This is a genomic window from Streptomyces avermitilis MA-4680 = NBRC 14893 (genome assembly GCF_000009765.2).
GTDB classification, from domain to species: Bacteria; Actinomycetota; Actinomycetes; order Streptomycetales; family Streptomycetaceae; genus Streptomyces; species Streptomyces avermitilis.
In genome coordinates this window covers 6,163,378-6,182,016 of the sequence record NC_003155.5, presented here as the reverse complement: position 1 = coordinate 6,182,016, position 18,639 = coordinate 6,163,378, and the positions used below count along the sequence as shown (strand labels likewise).

Here is an 18,639-nt window from a genome sequence, read left to right as displayed (position 1 = left end):
GGTGAGAAATGAGCCCCCGACAGAGAGACCGGAATGCCCCGCTTCAGCATCATCGTCCCCACCCATGACGTAGCCGGCCGTCTGTCCCGGTCGCTGGACTCGGTCCTCACCCAGTCCTTCGGCGACTTCGAGCTGATCCCGGTCCGCGACGCCCCCGGTTCCCCGGCGGGTGCGGTCGTGGCCGAGTACACCGGGCGGGACGCCCGCGTGGTCCCGGTCGTGTCACCGCCCTCCGGCGGGCTGAGCGCGGCGCGCAACACCGGCCTCGCGGCGGCGACCGGCACGTATCTGCTGTTCCTCGACGGCGACGACGTCCTCGCGCCGGGCGCACTGGCCGCGCTCGACGCGCGCCTGAAGGAGACCGGCGAGGTGGACGCCGTGTACTTCGGCCACGAGCGGGTCCACTGGTGGGAGGCCGAGAAGACGAACACGCCCCCGCTCGGCCGGGCCCCGCACGGCGCCTTCGCCCCCGCCGAGGCCCCGCACCTGACCGGCGTCACCCTCCCGGCCTGGAGCGCCGCCTACCGCCGCGCGTTCGTCACGGAGCACCGGCTCGCCTTCCCCGCGGGCCTGTTCACCGACATCGGCTGGGGCGGCCTGGTCACGCTCGCCGCCGAGCGGGTCGCCCTGCTGCGCTCGGTGTGCGTACGGCATCTGCTGCGACGGCAGGGCAGCCGGCTCGCCGTGCCGGGTGAGCACCAGCTCGAACTCCTCGACCAGATCGACCTGGTGCTCACCCGTGCCGCCGAACTGGGCCTGCCGGCCTACCGGTCGGGGCCGCTGTTCGGACAGCTGTTCGCCGCGGTCCTGAAGACGGCCGCCCGTCCCGAGCGGCTGCCCGCCCGTCGCCGGCGTGCCTTCTTCCGGCGGGCGGGGCGGCTCTACCGGCGGCATCGCCCGGCCGCCTTCCAGCCGCCGCCGGGCAGCGTCGGGGTGCAGCACCGGCTGCTGGCGGCCGGTGCGTACAGCGCGTTCTGGGCCCTGCGCGGCGCCAACCGGAGCGTGGCGAAGGCAGCGGAACGGATCCCGCGCCCGCGGATGCCGCGCACCCGCACCCGGTACGCCCTGGGGCTGCGCCGCCCGCTCGACGAGAACCTCGCCGTGTACTGCGCGTACTGGGGCCGCGGCTACGCCTGCAACCCGGCCGCGATCCACGCCAAGGCCCGCGAACTCGCCCCGCATCTGCGGTCGGTGTTCCTGGTCGAGGCGGACGCGGTGGGCGAGCTGCCGCCCGGTGTCGAGCACGCGGTCATCGGGAGCCAGGGGTACTGGGACGTGCTGGCGCGCGCCAAGTACCTGATCAACAACGCCAACTTCGCCGACGGGGTCGTCAAGCGCCCCGGCAGCGTGCACCTCCAGACCCAGCACGGCACCCCGCTGAAGAAGATGGGCGTCGACCAGTCGACGTACCCGGTGGTGGCGGCGGCGACCGGCAGCTTCGCCAAGCTGCTGACCCGCGTGGACCGCTGGGACTACAACCTCTCCGCCAACCGCCACTCCACCGAGATGTGGGAACGGGCCTTTCCCGGCACCTGGGAAGCCCTCGAATACGGCTATCCGCGCAACGACGTCTACTACACGGCGACCGCCGACGACGTCGCCCGCGTCCGGCGCGAACTCGGCGTCCCGGACGGCAAGACGGCCCTCCTGTACGCGCCCACCCACCGCGACCACAGCGCGGGCTTCGAGGCGCGGCTGGACCTGGAGGCGTTCTGCGAGGCGCTCGGCGAGGACTTCGTCGTACTGCTGCGCGCCCACTACTTCTACGACGAGGGCGACCGCGGGGGCGGCGGCCGGATCATCGACGTCACCCGGCACCGTTCCTCCGAGGACGTCTGTCTGGCCGCCGACGCGCTGATCACGGACTACTCGTCGATCATGTTCGACTACGCCAACCTGGACCGCCCGATCGTCGTGTACGCGGACGACTGGGAGGTCTACCGGGAGACGCGGGGCGTCTACTTCGACCTGCTGGAGGGCCCGCCCGGGCACGTGGCGCGTACCCCCGAGGAGTTGGCCGGCCTGTTCGCCGACGGATCGTACGCGGACGCCGGGTCGGCCGTGCTGCGCGCCCGGTTCCGTGAGCGCTTCTGCCAGTTCGACGACGGCCGGGCCGCCGAACGGGTCGTACGGCGGGTGCTGCTCGGCCAGCCGCCGCAGGCGATCCCGCCCGTCGTCCCGCTCGCCGAGCGCACCCCGGCCCCGGCCCTCGTGAGGAGCTGACCACCGTGCCCCGCTTCAGCATCATCGTCCCCGTCTTCAAGGTGCAGGGCTATCTGCGCGAGTGCCTCGACTCGGTCCTCGGGCAGTCGTACCGGGATCTGGAAGTGATCGCCGTCGACGACTGCTCGCCGGACGGCTGCGGCGCCATCCTCGACGCGTACGCGGCCCGCGACCCGCGCGTACGCGTGCTGCACCTGCCGGAGAACGTCGGCCTGGGCCGGGCACGCAACGCCGGAATGCCGCACGCCACCGGGGACTACCTCTTCTTCCTCGACAGCGACGACACCCTCACCCCGGGCGCCCTGCGCGCGCTGGCCGACCGCCTCGACGAGCTCCCCGGCCCGGACGGCCCCGATGTGCTCGTCTTCGACTACGCGCGCACCTATTGGTGGGGCGGCACCCGCAGAAACGTCCTGGCGCGGGTGCTGGCCGAGGCGGGCGCGGGCACCTTCACGGCCGCCGAGCGTCCCGAGATCCTCGACCTGCTGATGGTGGTCTGGAACAAGGTCTACCGCCGCGACTTCGTGGAGAAGCACGGCTTCCGGTTCCCTCCCGGCTACTACGAGGACACGCCCTGGACGTTCCCCACGCTGCTCGGCGCGGAGCGGATCGCCGTGCTCGACCGGATCTGCGTCGCCTACCGGCAGCGCCGCACGGGCAGCATCCTGTCCACCACCAGCCGCAAGCACTTCGACATCCACGACCAGTACGAGCGGGTCTTCGCGTACGTCGACTCCCGCCCGGAGCTGTCGAGTTGGCGGCCCTGTCTGTGTCACAAGATGGGTGAGCACTGCCTGGACGTCCTCGCCAAGCCGGACCGGCTGCCCGAGTCGGACAAGGAGGAGTTCTTCCGGCGCACGGCCGAGCTGTTCCGCAAGCACAAGGGCGGTCCGACGCCGCCCGGACTCCGCGTCCTGGAGGGCGGTTTCACCCGCTACCGGGCCGTGCGGGCGGCCAGGTCGCTCGACCTGCGCGCCCGCCAGGTCCGTGCCGCGGCCGTCGTACGGCTCAAGCGCGGCTGGTCAAACGTGCACGGACACCGGCCGCTGGACCCGCATCTCGCGGTGTACTCGGCGTTCTCGCACCGCGGGGTGCTCGGCGACCCGGCCGCCGTGCACCGCGCGGCCCGGGAGCTCGCCCCGCACATCAGGGGCGTGTGGGTGGTCCGCGCGGACCAGGTGCCCTCGCTTCCGCCGGGCGTCGAGTACGTCGTCCCGGACTCCCTGCGCTATCACCAGGTCACCGCCCGGGCCACGTACTTCGTCAACAACGTCAACTGGCCCGGCACCCTGGCCAAGCGCCCCGGCAGCGTGCACATCCACACCCACCAGGGCACCCCGCTCAAGTACATGGGCGCCGATCTGCTGCACAAGCCGGGCGCCCGGCACGGCCTCGACGTGCCGCAGATGCTGCGCCGGGCCGACCGCTGGGACTACAGCCTGGTCGCCAACCGCCACTCCGAGCTGGTCTGGGACCGCGCCTATCCGTGCCGCTTCACCTCGGTGCGCACCGGCAGCCCCCGCAACGACGTCCTCGTCCGGGCGCGCCCCGGCGACGGCGCCGACGTCCGCGCCCGCCTCGGCATCCCGGCCGGTCACACGGTCGTGCTGTACGCGCCGACGCGCCGCGACTACGTCAGGGGCGGCCACGTCGACCGGATCGACCTGGCCCGGTTCGCGGAGGATCTGGGCGAGGGACACTCACTCGTCGTACGGCTGCATCCCTCGCTCGCGGACGGTCCGGCGCGCGGGATGGGGCTGGCCGAGCTGCACCGGCGGGGCGTCCTGGTCGACGCGACGACCGAGCCGCACGTCGAGGAGCTGATGCTCGCCTCGGACGTCCTGGTCACGGACTACTCGGCCCTGATGTTCGACTACGCCAACCTGGACCGGCCGATCGTGATCCACGCCGACGACTGGGGGACCTATACCGCGAGCCGGGGCGCCTACTTCGATCTCACCGCCGACGCGCCGGGTCATGTGACGCGTACCCACCGGGAGCTGGCGTGGCTGTTCGCCTGCGGTGGGTGGCGGGACGAGGAGTCGGCGGCGCTGCGGGCCGGGTTCCGGGCGCGGTTCTGCGAGTTCGACGACGGGCGGGCGGCCGAGCGGGTGGTGCGGACGCTGATGCTCGGCGAACAGGACCTGCCCCTGCCGGTGCCGGCGCCCGCACAGGCCGCCCGCGACCTGCTCGCTTCGTCATGAGGGCCGCGGTGCGGGCCCTGCCGCGGCCGACACGCACGAACGCCCGTACCTGGGTGGTCGTCCTCGCCGCCGTGTTCGCCGTCCTGCAACTCGCCAACGTCACCGGGCGGGACACTCCCGACACCAAGAACTACCTGTCGTACGCGCTGAGTCTGCGCGGCGACAGCAAGCGGGAGTCGGCCGCCACCGCCATCGACTACGTGTGCGCGGGCCGGGCGTCCGCGGCACGCCGCGAGCAGAGCGTCGACGTGAACCGCTTCCAGGCTCCGAACCCCACCCGGCGGGTCACCGAGAAGTGCCGGCGCGACCTGTGGGCGGGGGTGGACAGGCGGCTGCGCGCCGGACAGACCTCCGGGCACATCGCGCCGTTCACGTCCGAGCGGTTCATGCGGATCTTCGAGGCGCGGCCCGGATATCCGATGCTGCTGCTGCCGTTCGTGACGGTGTTCGGCGTGACGTGGGGCATCTGGCTGTCGAGTGTGCTCGTCACGGTGGCCGGGGGCGTGCTGGCCTTCCTGATCCTGCGCACCCTGCGCGCTCCCACCGGCGTGGCGCTGACCGGCCAGGCCCTCTTCTACGTCCTGCCGTGCGGCACCACCGCCATGCGCCCCATGACCGAGGGCCTGCTGCTGGCGCTGACACTGGTGGCGCTGTGGGGCTGTGCGCTGACACTGCGGGGCAACCGGCCGGGGACCGGTGTGCTGCTGGTCACCGCGGCGCTCGTACTGCTGTTCGCGGTGAAGCACTCGCAGGCCCTGTTTCTCGCGCTGTGCCTGGCGGGGGCGTGCGCGGTGGTCGGCGTACGGCGGCGCGGGCGCGGGCGCCTGCCGGGGCAACCGCTGGTGGTCCTGGGCGCGGTGGCGGGCTGCGCGGTCGCCGGCATCCTGCTGGCGGCGCAGGCACTGCACTACCCGTCCGAGTCCGAGAGCGTCCAGGACCTGTTGACCGACCACTTCGCCCGGCCCGACCGCGCCCGGCCGTGGCCGGAGTTCCTCGGTCTGGAGGGCAACTTCTGGCTGGAGTGGCTGCGCCGCCAGTTCTGGGAGCCGCTGTTCCTGACCTCGCTGGTGGCGTCGGCCTGGGGAGCGCTGAAGCAGCGCCCGGCCTTCGGGGTGTTCCTGCTGGCGGCCGCGTTCACCGGCCTCGTCACCCACGCGGCCCACCCGGACATCACCGTCTACGGCGGCCGGCTGATCGTGATGGCGTGGCTGCTGCCGGTGGTCGGGCTGCCGCTGCTGCTGGAGCGGGCGGTGCGGGTGTGGGCACCACCGGGCGCGGTGCCGGTGCCACGGCCCCTGATGCACGAGAGCGGCACGCACTCGATGCGGTGAACTCCGCGGGCGACCGCCGCCTCAGCCGCCCAGGCGACCGCCGCCTCACCCGCCCGTACGTCGTCGCGCCGGGCCGACCCCCGCCCCGCCGTCACCGGAAGGCGAGCGGCAGTGGCGGTGCGTGGCGGCCGGCCGGGCCTGTCGGGTCGGCCGGCCTGCTCGACGACTGCTTGCTCGACTGGCTCGACTGGCTCGACTGGCTCGTCCTACTCGACGACGAGCTCGACCTCGATGTTGCCGCGGGTGGCGTTGGAGTAGGGGCAGACCTGGTGGGCGGTCTCGACCAGCTTGCGGCCGGTCGCCTCGTCCACGGAGTCCGGCAGCTCGATACGCAGGGTGACCTTGAGGCCGAAGCCCTCACCCTGCTTGCCGATGCCGACCTCGGCGGTCACGGCGGCGTCGCTCACATCGACCTTCGCCTGCCGGCCGACGAGACCGAGGGCGCTGGCGAAGCAGGCCGCGTAACCGCCGGCGAACAGCTGCTCCGGGTTGGTGCCCTGACCGTTGCCGCCCAGCTCGGCCGGCGGGGCCAGCTGGACGTCGAGCTTGCCGTCGGAGCTGATGGCGCGCCCCTCGCGCCCGTGGGTGGCGGTGGCAACAGCGGTGTAGAGCGCGTCCATGGAAAACCATCCCTCTCAAAGGTCGTGTACGGCGGCCGGTCTTCGTCTTCGACCGCCTCACGGGTAGAAGTAGAGCACACAATTCAGTTGTACACAACTTAATGGTGGACAAGAGCTACCCTGGAGACATGAGCGCCATCCCGACCCCCAGCACCGAGGCCCCCGCCGACGAGAACTACCTCCGCCTCGACCGCCAGATCTGCTTCTCCCTCAACGCGGCCTCGCGCGCCTTCAACGGCGTCTACCGCGTCGTCCTCAAGGACCTGGGGCTCACCTACCCCCAGTACCTGGTGATGATGGTGCTGTGGGAGCACGGCGCGCTGCCCGTGAAGAAGGTCGGCGAGCATCTGCGCCTCGACTCCGGCACGCTGTCGCCGCTGCTCAAGCGTCTTGAGACGGCCGGGCTCGTACGGCGCGAGCGCAGCGCGAAGGACGAGCGGTCGGTGTACGTCCACCTCACGGAGGAGGGCACGGCGCTGCGCGAGCGGGCCCTGCTGGTGCCGGTCAGGATCGCCACGGCGACGGGCCTCGGCCTGGGGGAGATCGAGGACCTGCGGACCCGCCTCGACCGCCTCACGACGGCACTGGACGAGGCGGCGCTGGAGGAGACACCGGGCTGCGCCCAGGGTTAGGCCGTGTCCGACGACTCCCGCCGGGCAGCCGACGCGGAATGTCGGACACGGCCTGGAACTTCAGACACGGTCTGGAACTAGGGACGGCGTACGTACAGGCGCACGGTCGAACCCTTCTGCACGAACTCCGCGCGCGGCACGAACTCCTCGTCCAGCACCGCCCGTTTGAGGCGCTCGACCGGACTGCGCGAGGACCAGCCGGGGCGCAGCGCGTAGGTCTGGGCGACCACCCAGAGCCGGTCGAGCCGTCCGAGCCGGCGCCGCAGCTCATCGGCCCCGACCTCCCGCCCGTAGAGGCTCCCGTCCACGGGCGCGGGCACGCTCAGCGCGACGTCCCGCGTCCGGCGGAAGTCGTCGGGATACGTGAGAGCGGCCCGGCGTCCGAAGGCGGGCAGGAACAGCAGGGGGTCGCCGGGCCGCGTCTCCCGCCCGGCCACGCGGGAGACGGCGGCGAGGTTGTCGGGGCGGCGGTCGGCGCTGCGGTCGGCCTGGAGAACGGGGAGCCGGGAGGCGAGGACGAGGGCGATGGCGAGAACGCCGAGGAGAGGGGTGCGGGCGGGCGCGAAGTGACCCCCGGCCCGTAGCCGTCCCATGACCCCCGCCACCCGATCCGCGCCGCTCGCGACCAGCAGCGGCATGCCCGCGAGCGCGTACAGCACGTACCGCTCGTCGTAGAGGGGCCGAACCTGCGACACCGCCAGCAGGACCACCGGCGGAACGGCCACCAGCGGCAGCGCGACACCCCCCAGGGACAACTCCCCGCGCGGACCTCTCCGTACGCCCACGCCGGCGAGCACCAGACACGGCACCAGCAACAGACCCGGCGCCCCCGCGAACCCCTCCAGCAACCGCCCCGCCGCCCCCAGGTCCGGCACCGCGAGCCACGCCACCTGCGCTGCCTGCCCCTGCGAGACGACCACCACCGGCAGCAGCACCACGGCCACACCCCCCACCGCACACCCCCACGCCCGCCACACCCTCCCGCGCACCCGGGCGAGCGCCAGCGCACAGGCGTGGGCGAGCAGAGCCAGCACCGCGAACTCGTGCAGCACACACGTGACACCGGCGACCGCCCCGTACGGCCACCAGCCCCCGCCGCGCACGGCCCTGACCAGCAACAGCGTCGACCCCGCCACCCCGGCCGAGACCAGCGCGTACGAACGGCCCTCCTGCGCGTAGTGCCCGGCCATCGGCGTGACGGCGTACAGCAGCCCCGCCCACAGGCCGACCCGCGGACGACACAGGCGGACGCCCAGCGCGGCCACCAGGCCCGCCGTCGCCGCCGCCCCGAGGACCGACGGAAGGCGCAGCACCACCTCGTCGGGGCGAGCGAAGGCGGCCCACCCGGACAGGACCGTGCGCATCACCAGGTAGTACAGGCCGTGCACCGCGTCCACACCGTGCAGCAGCCGCCAGATCTGCGGCACCGAACGGTGCGCGACCTCGAAGGTGACCGCCTCGTCGCGCCACATGCCGCCGCGGTCGAGCCCCCACAGCCCGAGCGCGAGCATGACGAGGACGGGGGCGAGGACGGATACGAGCACATGCACCGGCACGGGCAGAAGCGCGGACGCGACCTCCGCACGGGTGCGGGTACAGGTACGGGCGACGGGTGGCCGGTCCTTGCACAAGCTCGACATGCGCCCGATTTTGTGCGATTAGCCAACGTTCAATAGAGATTGACGGCGTATCTCCGCAAAAACGGCATCCATGCGGCTTACGATCCGGCGTTGATGAGGACCTTGAAACGCCACCCCCTGCTCCTCCTCGGCGCGGCCTGGCTGGCCACCCGCGCCCTGATGCTGTGGCTGCTCACCCACGAGCGCCTCGCCCTGCTGGGCCGGGGCGGGGTGTCGAGCGAGGTACGCAACCTGTACTTCCGCTGGTACGGCGTCCTGTCGCACGGCACCTATCCGGCCGGCGACCACCTGTGGCAGTACCCGCCGGGCGCGGGTCCGGTGCTGCTCTCCCCCGCGCTGCTGCCGGCCCTGACCTACTTCCAGGCGTTCGTGGTGCTCACGCTCCTCACGGACGCCGTGATCATGCTCTTCCTCGCGCGCGCGGGGACCCGGCCGGGCGGCCGCAGCCTGCACGGTGCGGCGCTGTGGACGGCGGGCCTGCCGCTGCTCCTGCACCTTCCGCTCGCACGCTACGACGTGCAGGTCACGGCGTTCGCCGTCATCTCCCTGTTGACGTTGTCGCGCTCCCCGCGCGCGTGCGGCGCGTTCGCGGCGATCGGCGCCCTGGTGAAGGTCTGGCCGGCCCTGGCACTCATCGGCACGCCGACGGGCCGGACCACCCGTCGGGCGTGGACGTCGGCCGCGGTCACCGGGGCCGCCCTGCTGACGCTGCTGACCGCCCTGTTCCGCAACCCCTTCGACTTCCTGCTCCAGCAGGGCGGCCGGGGCGTGCAGATCGAGTCGCTCGGCGGCACGGCCCTCGCCTTCGCCCGCCGGGCCGGCTGGCCGGGGCGCGCGCGGTATCAGTTCGGCGCGATGGAGTTCGCGGGCCCGCATGTGCGCGCGGTGGCCGCGGTCTCGCTCGGGCTCACCGTCGCCGCGTTCGGGCTGCTGCTGCTGTGGCGGCTGCGGGCGCGCCGCTGGACGCCGGCCACCCCGTACGACGCGGCGCTCGCGGCGGTCCTGCTGTTCACGGTGACGAGCCGGGTGATCAGCCCTCAGTACATGGTGTGGCTGATCGGCCTGGCCGCCGTCTGCCTGACCTCCCGGCACACCACACAACGGCCCGTCGCCCTGCTGGTCCTGGCGGCCTCCGCGGCCAGCACTGTGGCGTACCCCGCCTATTACGGGGAGGTCATCAACTCCACCTGGACGGGCTGTCTGCTGATGCTCCTGCGCAACGGCCTGCTGGCCACGGCCGCGGGCCTGTCGTTCGTGCGCCTGTGGCGAGCCACCACAAAAGACCCCGAATCCGGCACCCCCCGTCCGGAACTCCGCCCCGATCCTGTCCGTCTTCCCCACAAGACACTAACTGCCTCTTAACGGAAAATTACCTACAACTTCTACTATCCCGGTTCGTGGAATCAATGCCGCCTCACGCTTCACAGGTCAGCGTCGTCGTCATCGGATACGACGACGCTGCGCACGTGACGGACGCCGTGCGCTCGGCGCTGGCCCAGGGTCCGGCCGTCCGCGAGGTGATCGCCGTCGACGACTGCTCGTCCGACGGCAGCCCCGGGCTGCTGGACGCGCTGGCCGTCGAGGACACGCGGGTGCGGGTGCTCCGCCGCGAGGTCAACAGCGGCGGCTGCGGCACCCCGCGCAACGACGGGATCGACGCCGCGACCGCCCCGTACACGATGTTCCTGGACAGCGACGACATGCTGCCGCCGGGTGCCGTGGAAGCGCTGCTCGCGGCGGCCGACCGGCACGGCGCACAGGTCGCGGCGGGCCTGTGCGTGCGCCGTGAGCTGCCGTCGGGCCGCGAGGTCCCCTGGCAGCCCGAGCTGTACACAGAGCCGGCGCTGGTCCCGCACCCCGCCCGGCTGCGGCGCCTGGTCCACGACACGCTCTGCGTCAACAAGCTCTACCGCACGGACTTCCTGCGCGAGCACGCCATCCGCTTCCCCGACGGCCGCTTCCCTTACGAGGACTTCGTGTTCTCCGCGCGCGTGCTGGCGGCGGGACCGCGTATGGCGCTCGTCCCGGACACGGTGTACGTCTGGCACGTACGCAGGTCCGCCGAGCGGCTGTCCATCTCGCTGGACCGCGCGGGCATCGACAACTGGCAGGCCCGTATGGCGGCCGCGGCGCAGGCGTACGACATCCTGCTGGGCGCCGGTGAGAAGCGCCTCGCGCGGGCGGCGCGCGCCAAGTTCCTCGACCACGAGCTGCGGATGTACACGCGGGAGCTCGATCTGCGCGGCACGGAGTACCGGCGCGAGTGGTGGACGCTCACGCGCGCGTACCTGTCGGCGTTCGACGCGGCCGAGTTCGCGCTGGCGCCGGCGCCCGGGCGGGTCATCGCACGCGTGGTGCTCGCCGCCGAGGAGCCCCGCGACCTGCCCCGGCTCAAGGAGCTGGCGGCACGCCCGGCCCGGCTGCACCCGCCGTACGCGCGCGCGGCGGACGGCACTCCGGTGTGGTCGGCGGACCTGCCTCAGGTCCCGCTGGACCACGTACTCGTCCGGCCCATGCACCTGCTGCCCGTCGCCGTCGACGCGGAACTGCGGCCACGCGCGCGTGGCACCCGGCTGCGGCTGCGTCTGCACGAGCTGTACGGGCGGGTGGCGGACGCGGGACCGGCCTCGGTGAACCTGGAGTTCGTGCACCGGGAGGGCGGCCGGGTGGGTACGGCGGCCACGGCCCCGCTGCTCGCGGACCCGGAGTTCGACACCTGGTCTGCGGAGGTGCCGGTGGACCTGGCGGCGCTCGGGTCGGGCACCTGGGACCTGCGGCTGACGCTGCGCTTCCACGACGGCACGAGCCGCGACACCACCGCCCACGCGGTCGCGGGCCCCGGCCTGCTGCGCCGCGGCGTGGTGCCGAGCGGGCGGCACGGGGTGCTGCTGGTCCAGCCGTACGCGACACACTCGGGAGCCCTGGCACTGCGTGTGGCGACCGGGATACAAGGAGTGACATCCGTCATGGGTCGAAGGCTCCGGCGCCTGCTTCACTGGTGAATGACCGCAAGGGCTCAGGGACAAGCCTCAGGGGCGGGACTCAGGGACGGGATTCAGGGACAAGGGAAGGGCCGCACATGACCTGGCTGATCACCGGCGGCGCCGGTTACATCGGGGCGCATGTCGTGCGAGCGATGCGCGAAGCGGGCGACCGGGCGATGGTGTACGACGACTTGTCCACGGGCATCGCGGAGCGCGTCCCCGACGGCGTGCCGCTGGTGGTGGGCTCGACGCTGGACGGCGGCCTGCTGCGCCGCACGCTCGCGGAGCACGCGGTGACCGGTGTCGTGCATCTGGCGGCGAAGAAGCAGGTCGGCGAGTCGGTGGAGCTGCCCCTGCACTACTACCGGGAGAACGTGGAGGGCCTGCGGGTACTGCTGGAGGCCGTCACGGACGCCTCGGTCCCCTCCTTCGTGTTCTCGTCCTCCGCGGCCGTGTACGGCATGCCGGACGTGGACCTGGTGCGGGAGGAGACGCCGTGCGTGCCGATGTCGCCGTACGGCGAGACGAAGCTCGCCGGTGAGTGGCTGGTGCGCGCGACAGGCCGGGCGACGGGCCTGTCCACGGCATCGCTGCGCTATTTCAACGTGGCGGGGGCGGCGACGCCGGAGCTGGCCGACGCCGGGGTCTTCAACCTGGTCCCCATGGTCTTCGAGAAGCTCACGGAGGGCGCCGCGCCCCGCATCTTCGGCGACGACTATCCGACGCCGGACGGCACCTGCGTACGCGACTACATCCATGTGGTCGACCTGGCGGAGGCCCATGTGGCCGCGGCCCGTGCGCTGGAGGCGTCGCCGGGCGCGGGCCTGACGCTCAACATCGGCCGCGGCGAGGGTGTTTCGGTGCGCGAGATGGTCGACCGCATCAACGCGCTCACGGGCTACGACACCCCGCCGACCGTCGTGGCGCGCCGCCCCGGCGACCCGGCCCGGGTGGTGGCCTCGGCGGACCGTATCGCCGTGGAGCTGGGCTGGAAGGCGAAGTACGACGTCCAGGACATGATCACGTCGGCATGGGAGGGCTGGGTGCGGCTGCATCCGGGGGCGACGCGGGGATAGCCGTCGGCAGCTGTCCGCGGTTCCTCCGGGCCGGGCGCTGGACGCGCGGTGGTCGCCCCCCGGCCGGCTATGCGCTCACGGCTGCCGTCAGCCGGGGAAACGTGACACCGGTCAGATCCTCGGACGCCGTCCACAGGCGGCGGGCCGAGACCGGGTCGCCGGCCGCGGCCGAACGGCCGACCAGCGTCGGGCCACCGCGCATCTCGCCGAAGCCGTCGGGACCGACGTAGCTCGCGCCGGGGAGGTCCTGGACGGCGGCGTACAGGGTGGGCAGCGCGCCCGCCCTGTTGTCCTGGGCGATGAAGCGGTTGCCCACCCGCATGAGGGCGCGGCGCAGGGCGCTGCCGTCGTGGCTCTGCAGGTTGGTGGCGGCCCAGCCGGGGTGCGCGGCGAGGGCCCGTACGGGCGAGGCCGCCTCGGCCAGCCGGCGCTGGAGTTCCAGCGTGAACAGCAGGTTGGCCAGCTTGGACTGGCTGTAAGCGGTGAGGGGGGCGTACTCGCCGGTCAGGTTGAGGTTGTCGAAGTGGATGTAGGGGCTGCCCGGCATCCGGTGCGCGCCCGACGACACGGTCACGACGCGGTCCTTGATGCGCGGCAGCAGCAGGTTGGTCAGGGCGAAGTGCCCCAGATGGTTCGTCCCGAACTGCATCTCGAAGCCGTCCTTGGTACTGGCCTCGGGGATGTTCATGACGCCGGCGTTGTTGATCAGCAGATGCAGGTCGCCCTGCCAGCCGGCGGCGAACTCGCGCACGGAGGCGAGGTCGGCCAGGTCCAGGCGGCGCACCTCGACGCTGCCGTGGACGCCGGCCGCGGCCGCCTCACCACGCTCGAGATCCCGTACGGCGAGGACGACATGGGCGCCCGCCCGGGCGAGGGCCTCGACGGTGGCGATCCCGAGCCCGCTGTTGGCGCCGGTGACGACGGCGGTACGGCCGGTCTGGTCGGGGATGTCACCGGCGTTCCACTTGCCGCGCGCACTACCGCCCGCAGTCGTGCTCCGCGTCCTGTTCGATGTCCCGCTCTGTGTCTTAGGCATGCCCTCAATGTAGGCGCCGACAACAATGCTGTCAATGACAACAATGGTGACGCCGACAACAATGTTGGCGTCGAATACATGGCCGATACACTGCGGCCATGGCTACGCAGACCCGCCGTTACCACCACGGAGACCTTCGCGCCGCGCTGCTCACCCGGGCCGAGGAGACGCTCAGGGAGAGGGGCCCGGCCGCCCTGTCCCTGCGCGAGCTCGCTCGCGACCTGGGCGTCAGCCATGCCGCACCGAGTCGCCACTTCAAGGACAAGCAGGCCCTGCTGGACGCACTGGCACTGACGGGCTTCGGCCGGCTGGCCGCGTCCATGGCGGCGTCGCGGGAGTCGGCGGGCGAGACGTTCGCCGAGCGGCTGGCCACCATGTCCCGCGCCTACGTGGACTTCGCGACGGCCAACGCCGAGCTGCTCGACCTGATGTACTCGATCAAGCACGATCCACAGGCGTCCGAGGCCCTGGTCACCGCGTCCCAGCAGTGGGCCGAGCAGCTGGTGGAGCTGATCGGGGCGGGTCAGCGCCGGGGCGAGGTACGGGAGGGCCCGTTGGAACGCGTCGGGCTGCCGATCTTCGCGACGCTGCACGGCTACGCCAGCCTGGCGGTGAGCGGCATGCTGCCCGCCGACGCGGTCGAACACGGCCTGGCCGACGTGATCGCACACATGCTGCGGGGGTGCGCACCCGACCAGGCCGCCGCCCCCCTCGTACCCTGACGCGATGACCGCCGCCGACGCCCACCCACCCCACAACGTCCGCGCACCCGGGCCCACCGCGCACGACGCCACCGCGCCCGCCCCGCCCCGCGTCACCGCGGCCGGACCGGCCCCGCACGACATCACCGCCCCCGACTTCACCCCGCACGCGGTCGCCACCGTCCTCGGCTCCGCCGTCGGGGACGCGCTCGGTGCGCCCTTCGAGTTCGGGCCCGGGGGCGCCTTCTCCGCGCGCTTCCCGAGGGCCGGGCACGGGAGCGAGATGTGCGGGGGCGGCGGCTGGGACCCGGGCGAGGCGACCGACGACACGCAGATGGCCGTACTCGTCGGGGAGTCGCTGCTGGAGTGCGGCGGACTGGAACTCCCCGACATCTTCCGGCGGTTCCAGCGGTGGGCCGCCGCCCGGCCCAAGGACATCGGGCTGCAGACCGAGGACGTCCTCACCAACGGCGAGCCCTGGGACCGCGCCGCCGCCCTGCACTTCCAGGTCAACCAACGGGCCGCGGGCAACGGCGCGTTGATGCGCGCCGCGACCTCCGCCGTGCACTTCGCGGGCCGTGGCCGGGACGCCACCATGGACGCCGGCCGCCGTATCGCCGCGCTCACCCACGGGGACCGCGCCGCCTGGGAAGGCACCGCGATCTTCCACGAGGTAGTCCGCGTCGCCCTCGCCGGGGGCGATCCGCTCACCGCCCTCCCGGACACCCTGGCCGCCGTCCACCCGGACCACCGCGCCCGCTACGCGACCGTCCTCGCCCCGGACTGGCACCCCGACCAGGCCACGGAGTTCAACGGCGCGGTCTGGCCCTGCCTCGGCTCCGCCGTCTGGGCGCTACGCACCACCGACTCGTACGAGGAAGCCCTGCGCGCCGCGGTCGATATCGGCGGTGACACGGACACCGTGGCGGCGGTGACCGGCGGCCTGGCCGGGGCCGTGTACGGGCCGGACGCGATCCCGCGTCGCTGGACCGAACCGCTCCACGTACCGCTTCCGGGCTTCGGCGACCGGGTTCTGGGGGCCGCCGAACTGGCTGGACTGGCCCGCCGGCTGGCCGCATGAGGTCTGATCGGCCTGAGGCCTGACCCGCCTGAGGCCTGATCCGCCAGAGGCCTGATCCGCCAGAGGCCTGACCCGCCTGACCGGTCCCGGCGAGCCCGGACGGTCAGGCGGGCGAGCTCGTACTCACCGTCGCCGCGGGTCGCGTCTAGCGAGCCGACACCCAAGTGCCGCCTCAATTAGCGCACTTGACGCCCTGACGGACTGGCCTCACAACGCCTTCAGCGCCGCCGCCGTGGCCCGCGCCAGGCTCGGCAAGTAGCCCATCGGCAGCTTCGGCCCCCGTACCACCACCGCCCGCCAGTACAGCGGACCGGAGATCACATCCAGCGCCAGCTCGGTGTCGATGCCCTCCCGGATCTCGCCGCGCTCGGCGGCCGCGGCGACGATGCCGCTCGCGACGCTCTGCTGCCCCTCCCGCAGCGCCTTCTGCATGGCCTCGGCGATGTCCGGGTTGCGGGCCGCCTCCGCCTGGAGATCCGGAATGATCTGCCCGGCGACCGGGTGGCGCAGGGCGCGGGACGTCACCTCGTACAGCAGCCGCAGGTCCCCCTCCAGGGAGCCCGTGTCGGGCGCGGGCAGCCCCTGCACCGCGACCGCCGAGACCAGGTCCAGGACCAGGTGCAGCTTCGAACGCCAGCGCCGGTACACCGCCGTCTTGCCGACACCCGCCCGGCGCGCGATCCCCTCGATGGACATCCGGGCGTAGCCGACGGCCGCCAGCTCCTCGAAGACCGCCGCCCGGATGGCCTCCGTCACGTCCTCGCGGAGTACGGCCGCCCCGGCGGGGGCCCTGCGCCGCGGGGTCACCTGGGAAGCGTCGGCGTTCGTCGTCATGCGCACCAGCATAGGGCGCGACGACGAAACGGTTGCGTTCCGACGTAAGGACGCCCTACGCTCGCGTTGCGACGATACGGTCCCGTCCCGACGTAAAGAACAGTAAAGAGCTCCGTAAGAACCGTGCGAAAACGCCGGAAAAGCGTCGCCGGCCGGGGCTCGACGACGGATGATTACGGACCGGTTCGCGCATCCGACCCCCTCGGGACCGCTTCGCGCACCCCGAGCCCCCGAGCGAAAGCAGCGGATGTGAGCCAGGCCCTCCACACACCGCCCTCCCCGCCCTCCACTGGCGCCACAACCCCCACGGGCGCCACGGGCGCCACGGCCGCCGCGCCGGCCGAGACCCCGGCGCAGCTCGCCGCGCGGTACGGCCTCGCGGTCAGCGGCGCCCGCCCCTCCCTGCCCGGGTACCTCCGCCGGCTGTGGGCGCGGCGCCACTTCATCACCGCCTTCGCCACCGCCAAGCTCACCGCCCAGTACAGCCAGGCCAGGCTGGGCCAGCTCTGGCAGGTGGCGAACCCGCTGCTGAACGCGGCGGTCTACTACTTCATCTTCGGCATCCTGCTGAGCACCAAGAAGGGCGTGCCGGACTACGTCCCGTTCCTGGTCACCGGCGTTTTCGTGTGGACGTTCACGCAGAGCTCGATCATGGCGGGCACCCGCGCGATCTCCGGCAACCTGGGCCTCGTACGGGCCCTGCACTTCCCACGGGCCGCGCTGCCCATCTCCTTCGCGCTCCAGCAGCTCCAGCAGCTGCTGTTCTCGATGTGCGCGCTGGTCGTGATCCTGCTCTGCTTCGGCGTGCCGCTCAGCTTCTCCTGGCTGCTGGTCGTGCCCGCGCTGGCGCTCCAGTTCATGTTCAACGCGGGCGTCGCGATGATCGTGGCCCGGATGGGCGCCAAGACGCCGGACATCGCCCAGCTGATGCCGTTCCTGCTCCGTACCTGGATGTACGTCTCGGGCGTGATGTGGAGCATCGAGAAGGTCATGCACAACAAGGACCTGCCGCACGCCGTGCTGCTCGCCCTCCAGTGCAACCCGGCCGCCGTCTACATCGACCTGATGCGGTTCGCGCTGATCGACAGCTTCCACGCGGACCAGCTGCCGCCGCACGTGTGGGCGGTGGCGACGGGCTGGGCGCTGCTCGCCGGCGTCGGCGGTTTCATCTACTTCTGGAAGGCTGAGGAGACGTACGGCCGTGGCTGAGAACACCGAGAACACGACGAGCACCGCGAGCACCGCGACCACCGCGACCACCGAGAAGATCCCCACCGTCATCGCGGACGGCGTCGACGTCGTCTACCGCGTCAACGGCACCGGCGCGGGGCGCGGTACCGCCACCGCCGCCCTGAACCGCATGCTGCGCCGCGGGCAGGCCGAGAAGGCGGCGGGCGTGCGCAAGGTGCACGCGGTCAGGAACGTCTCCTTCACCGCGTACCGGGGCGAGGCCATCGGTCTGATCGGCACGAACGGCTCCGGCAAGTCCACCCTCCTCAAGGCCGTCGCCGGACTGCTCCCCGTGGAGAACGGCAGGATCTACACCGACGGCCAGCCCTCACTGCTCGGCGTCAACGCGGCCCTGATGAGCGACCTCACCGGTGAACGCAACGTCCACCTCGGCGGCCTCGCCATGGGGATGTCCCGCGAGCAGATCAGGGAGCGGTACCAGGAGATCGTCGACTTCTCCGGCATCAACGAGAAGGGCGACTTCATCACGCTCCCCATGCGGACGTATTCGTCCGGCATGGCGGCCCGGCTGCGCTTCTCCATCGCCGCCGCCAAGGACCACGACGTGCTGATGATCGACGAGGCCCTCGCCACCGGCGACCGCTCCTTCCAGAAGCGGTCCGAGGCCCGCATCCGCGAGCTGCGCAAGCACGCGGGCACGGTCTTCCTGGTCAGCCACAACAACAAGTCGATCCGCGACACCTGCGACCGGGTGCTGTGGCTGGAGCGCGGCGAGTTGCGCATGGACGGACCGACGAACGACGTCCTCCGGGAGTACGAGGCCTTCACCGGCGGCACGGACAAGACCACCAAGACCACCAGGACCGCCAAGACCCCGAAGCTGCCGAATCCGACGAAGGAGCCGAAGGAGTCGATGCAGCCGGAGAGTCCGAAGAGCCTGAAGAGCCCGAAGCAGGAGCAAACGCAACCAAAGGCAGAAAATGCCTCTCTTCCCTCCTGAGGAGTAACACCACTTACACCTTTTATCGGATTAGTGCCACGATGGCGCGTAAAGGGACGTAAAAGGGAAGTAACAGCGTGCAGCCG

Annotated in this window: 15 protein-coding genes; 11 read left to right on the top strand and 4 right to left on the bottom strand. The window is 72.2% G+C overall.

The features are described from left to right. The first annotated feature begins 33 nt into the window (after positions 1–33). Genes SAVERM_RS26275 through SAVERM_RS26265 form a run of 3 tightly spaced genes read left to right on the top strand, consistent with a single transcriptional unit; the run spans position 34 to position 5,758 of the window. Complete coding sequence (locus SAVERM_RS26275) at positions 34–2,223, top strand: bifunctional glycosyltransferase/CDP-glycerol:glycerophosphate glycerophosphotransferase (protein WP_010986499.1); 2,190 nt, start codon at positions 34–36, stop codon at positions 2,221–2,223. A gap of 5 nt (positions 2,224–2,228) precedes the next feature. Further along, positions 2,229–4,427: a bifunctional glycosyltransferase/CDP-glycerol:glycerophosphate glycerophosphotransferase gene (locus SAVERM_RS26270; RefSeq protein ID WP_010986498.1), complete on the top strand. Its 2,199-nt coding sequence runs from the start codon at positions 2,229–2,231 to the stop codon at positions 4,425–4,427. After that, positions 4,424–5,758: a membrane protein gene (locus tag SAVERM_RS26265; protein WP_042493597.1), complete on the top strand. Its 1,335-nt coding sequence runs from the start codon at positions 4,424–4,426 to the stop codon at positions 5,756–5,758. Before SAVERM_RS26270 ends, SAVERM_RS26265 begins: the two co-directional genes overlap by 4 nt. A 206-nt stretch (positions 5,759–5,964) precedes the next feature. On the opposite strand, the gene SAVERM_RS26260 is transcribed toward SAVERM_RS26265, so the two are convergent. Continuing rightward, complete coding sequence (locus tag SAVERM_RS26260; RefSeq protein WP_010986496.1) at positions 5,965–6,378, bottom strand: organic hydroperoxide resistance protein; 414 nt, start codon at positions 6,376–6,378, stop codon at positions 5,965–5,967. A gap of 128 nt (positions 6,379–6,506) precedes the next feature. Between SAVERM_RS26260 and SAVERM_RS26255 the strand changes: the two genes are divergently transcribed. Beyond that, positions 6,507–7,010, top strand: coding sequence for a MarR family winged helix-turn-helix transcriptional regulator (locus tag SAVERM_RS26255; protein ID WP_010986495.1), 504 nt, complete (start codon positions 6,507–6,509; stop codon positions 7,008–7,010). 77 nt (positions 7,011–7,087) lie between these two features. Here the strand turns inward: SAVERM_RS26255 and SAVERM_RS26250 are convergent, their stop codons facing one another. Further along, positions 7,088–8,650: a glycosyltransferase family 39 protein gene (locus SAVERM_RS26250; RefSeq protein ID WP_010986494.1), complete on the bottom strand. Its 1,563-nt coding sequence runs from the start codon at positions 8,648–8,650 to the stop codon at positions 7,088–7,090. A 93-nt stretch (positions 8,651–8,743) separates the two neighbouring features. Between SAVERM_RS26250 and SAVERM_RS26245 the strand changes: the two genes are divergently transcribed. The 3 genes from SAVERM_RS26245 to galE all read left to right on the top strand — a co-directional run bounded on the left by SAVERM_RS26245 (position 8,744) and on the right by galE (position 12,710). Continuing rightward, on the top strand, positions 8,744–10,012 hold the full coding sequence (locus SAVERM_RS26245; RefSeq protein WP_010986493.1) for a glycosyltransferase 87 family protein: 1,269 nt from the start codon (positions 8,744–8,746) through the stop codon (positions 10,010–10,012). A gap of 44 nt (positions 10,013–10,056) precedes the next feature. Next, a complete protein-coding gene (locus SAVERM_RS26240; protein WP_010986492.1) occupies positions 10,057–11,652 on the top strand; it encodes a glycosyltransferase family 2 protein in 1,596 nt (531 codons plus the stop codon). 77 nt (positions 11,653–11,729) lie between these two features. After that, positions 11,730–12,710 carry a UDP-glucose 4-epimerase GalE gene (gene galE / locus SAVERM_RS26235; protein WP_010986491.1) on the top strand — a complete coding sequence of 327 codons (981 nt, stop codon included), beginning with the start codon at positions 11,730–11,732 and terminating at the stop codon, positions 12,708–12,710. Between the two features lie 67 nt (positions 12,711–12,777). On the opposite strand, the gene SAVERM_RS26230 is transcribed toward galE, so the two are convergent. Continuing rightward, complete coding sequence (locus tag SAVERM_RS26230; protein ID WP_010986490.1) at positions 12,778–13,746, bottom strand: oxidoreductase; 969 nt, start codon at positions 13,744–13,746, stop codon at positions 12,778–12,780. A gap of 98 nt (positions 13,747–13,844) precedes the next feature. Between SAVERM_RS26230 and SAVERM_RS26225 the strand changes: the two genes are divergently transcribed. Beyond that, the gene (locus SAVERM_RS26225) at positions 13,845–14,468 is read left to right on the top strand and encodes a TetR/AcrR family transcriptional regulator (RefSeq protein WP_010986489.1); all 624 of its coding nucleotides are present in this window, start codon (positions 13,845–13,847) and stop codon (positions 14,466–14,468) included. A gap of 4 nt (positions 14,469–14,472) precedes the next feature. After that, the gene (locus SAVERM_RS26220; protein ID WP_010986488.1) at positions 14,473–15,528 is read left to right on the top strand and encodes an ADP-ribosylglycohydrolase family protein; all 1,056 of its coding nucleotides are present in this window, start codon (positions 14,473–14,475) and stop codon (positions 15,526–15,528) included. Positions 15,529–15,735: 207 nt separating this feature from the next. Here SAVERM_RS26220 and SAVERM_RS26215 read toward each other — a convergent pair whose 3' ends face one another. After that, complete coding sequence (locus tag SAVERM_RS26215; RefSeq protein ID WP_370628368.1) at positions 15,736–16,362, bottom strand: TetR/AcrR family transcriptional regulator; 627 nt, start codon at positions 16,360–16,362, stop codon at positions 15,736–15,738. A 249-nt stretch (positions 16,363–16,611) separates the two neighbouring features. On the opposite strand from SAVERM_RS26215, the gene SAVERM_RS26210 reads away from it, so the two are divergent. Together SAVERM_RS26210 and SAVERM_RS26205 are read left to right on the top strand one after the other, a co-directional pair. Then, complete coding sequence (locus tag SAVERM_RS26210) at positions 16,612–17,571, top strand: ABC transporter permease (protein WP_010986486.1); 960 nt, start codon at positions 16,612–16,614, stop codon at positions 17,569–17,571. Continuing rightward, positions 17,564–18,553, top strand: coding sequence for an ABC transporter ATP-binding protein (locus SAVERM_RS26205; protein WP_010986485.1), 990 nt, complete (start codon positions 17,564–17,566; stop codon positions 18,551–18,553). Before SAVERM_RS26210 ends, SAVERM_RS26205 begins: the two co-directional genes overlap by 8 nt. Positions 18,554–18,639: the final 86 nt, after the last annotated feature.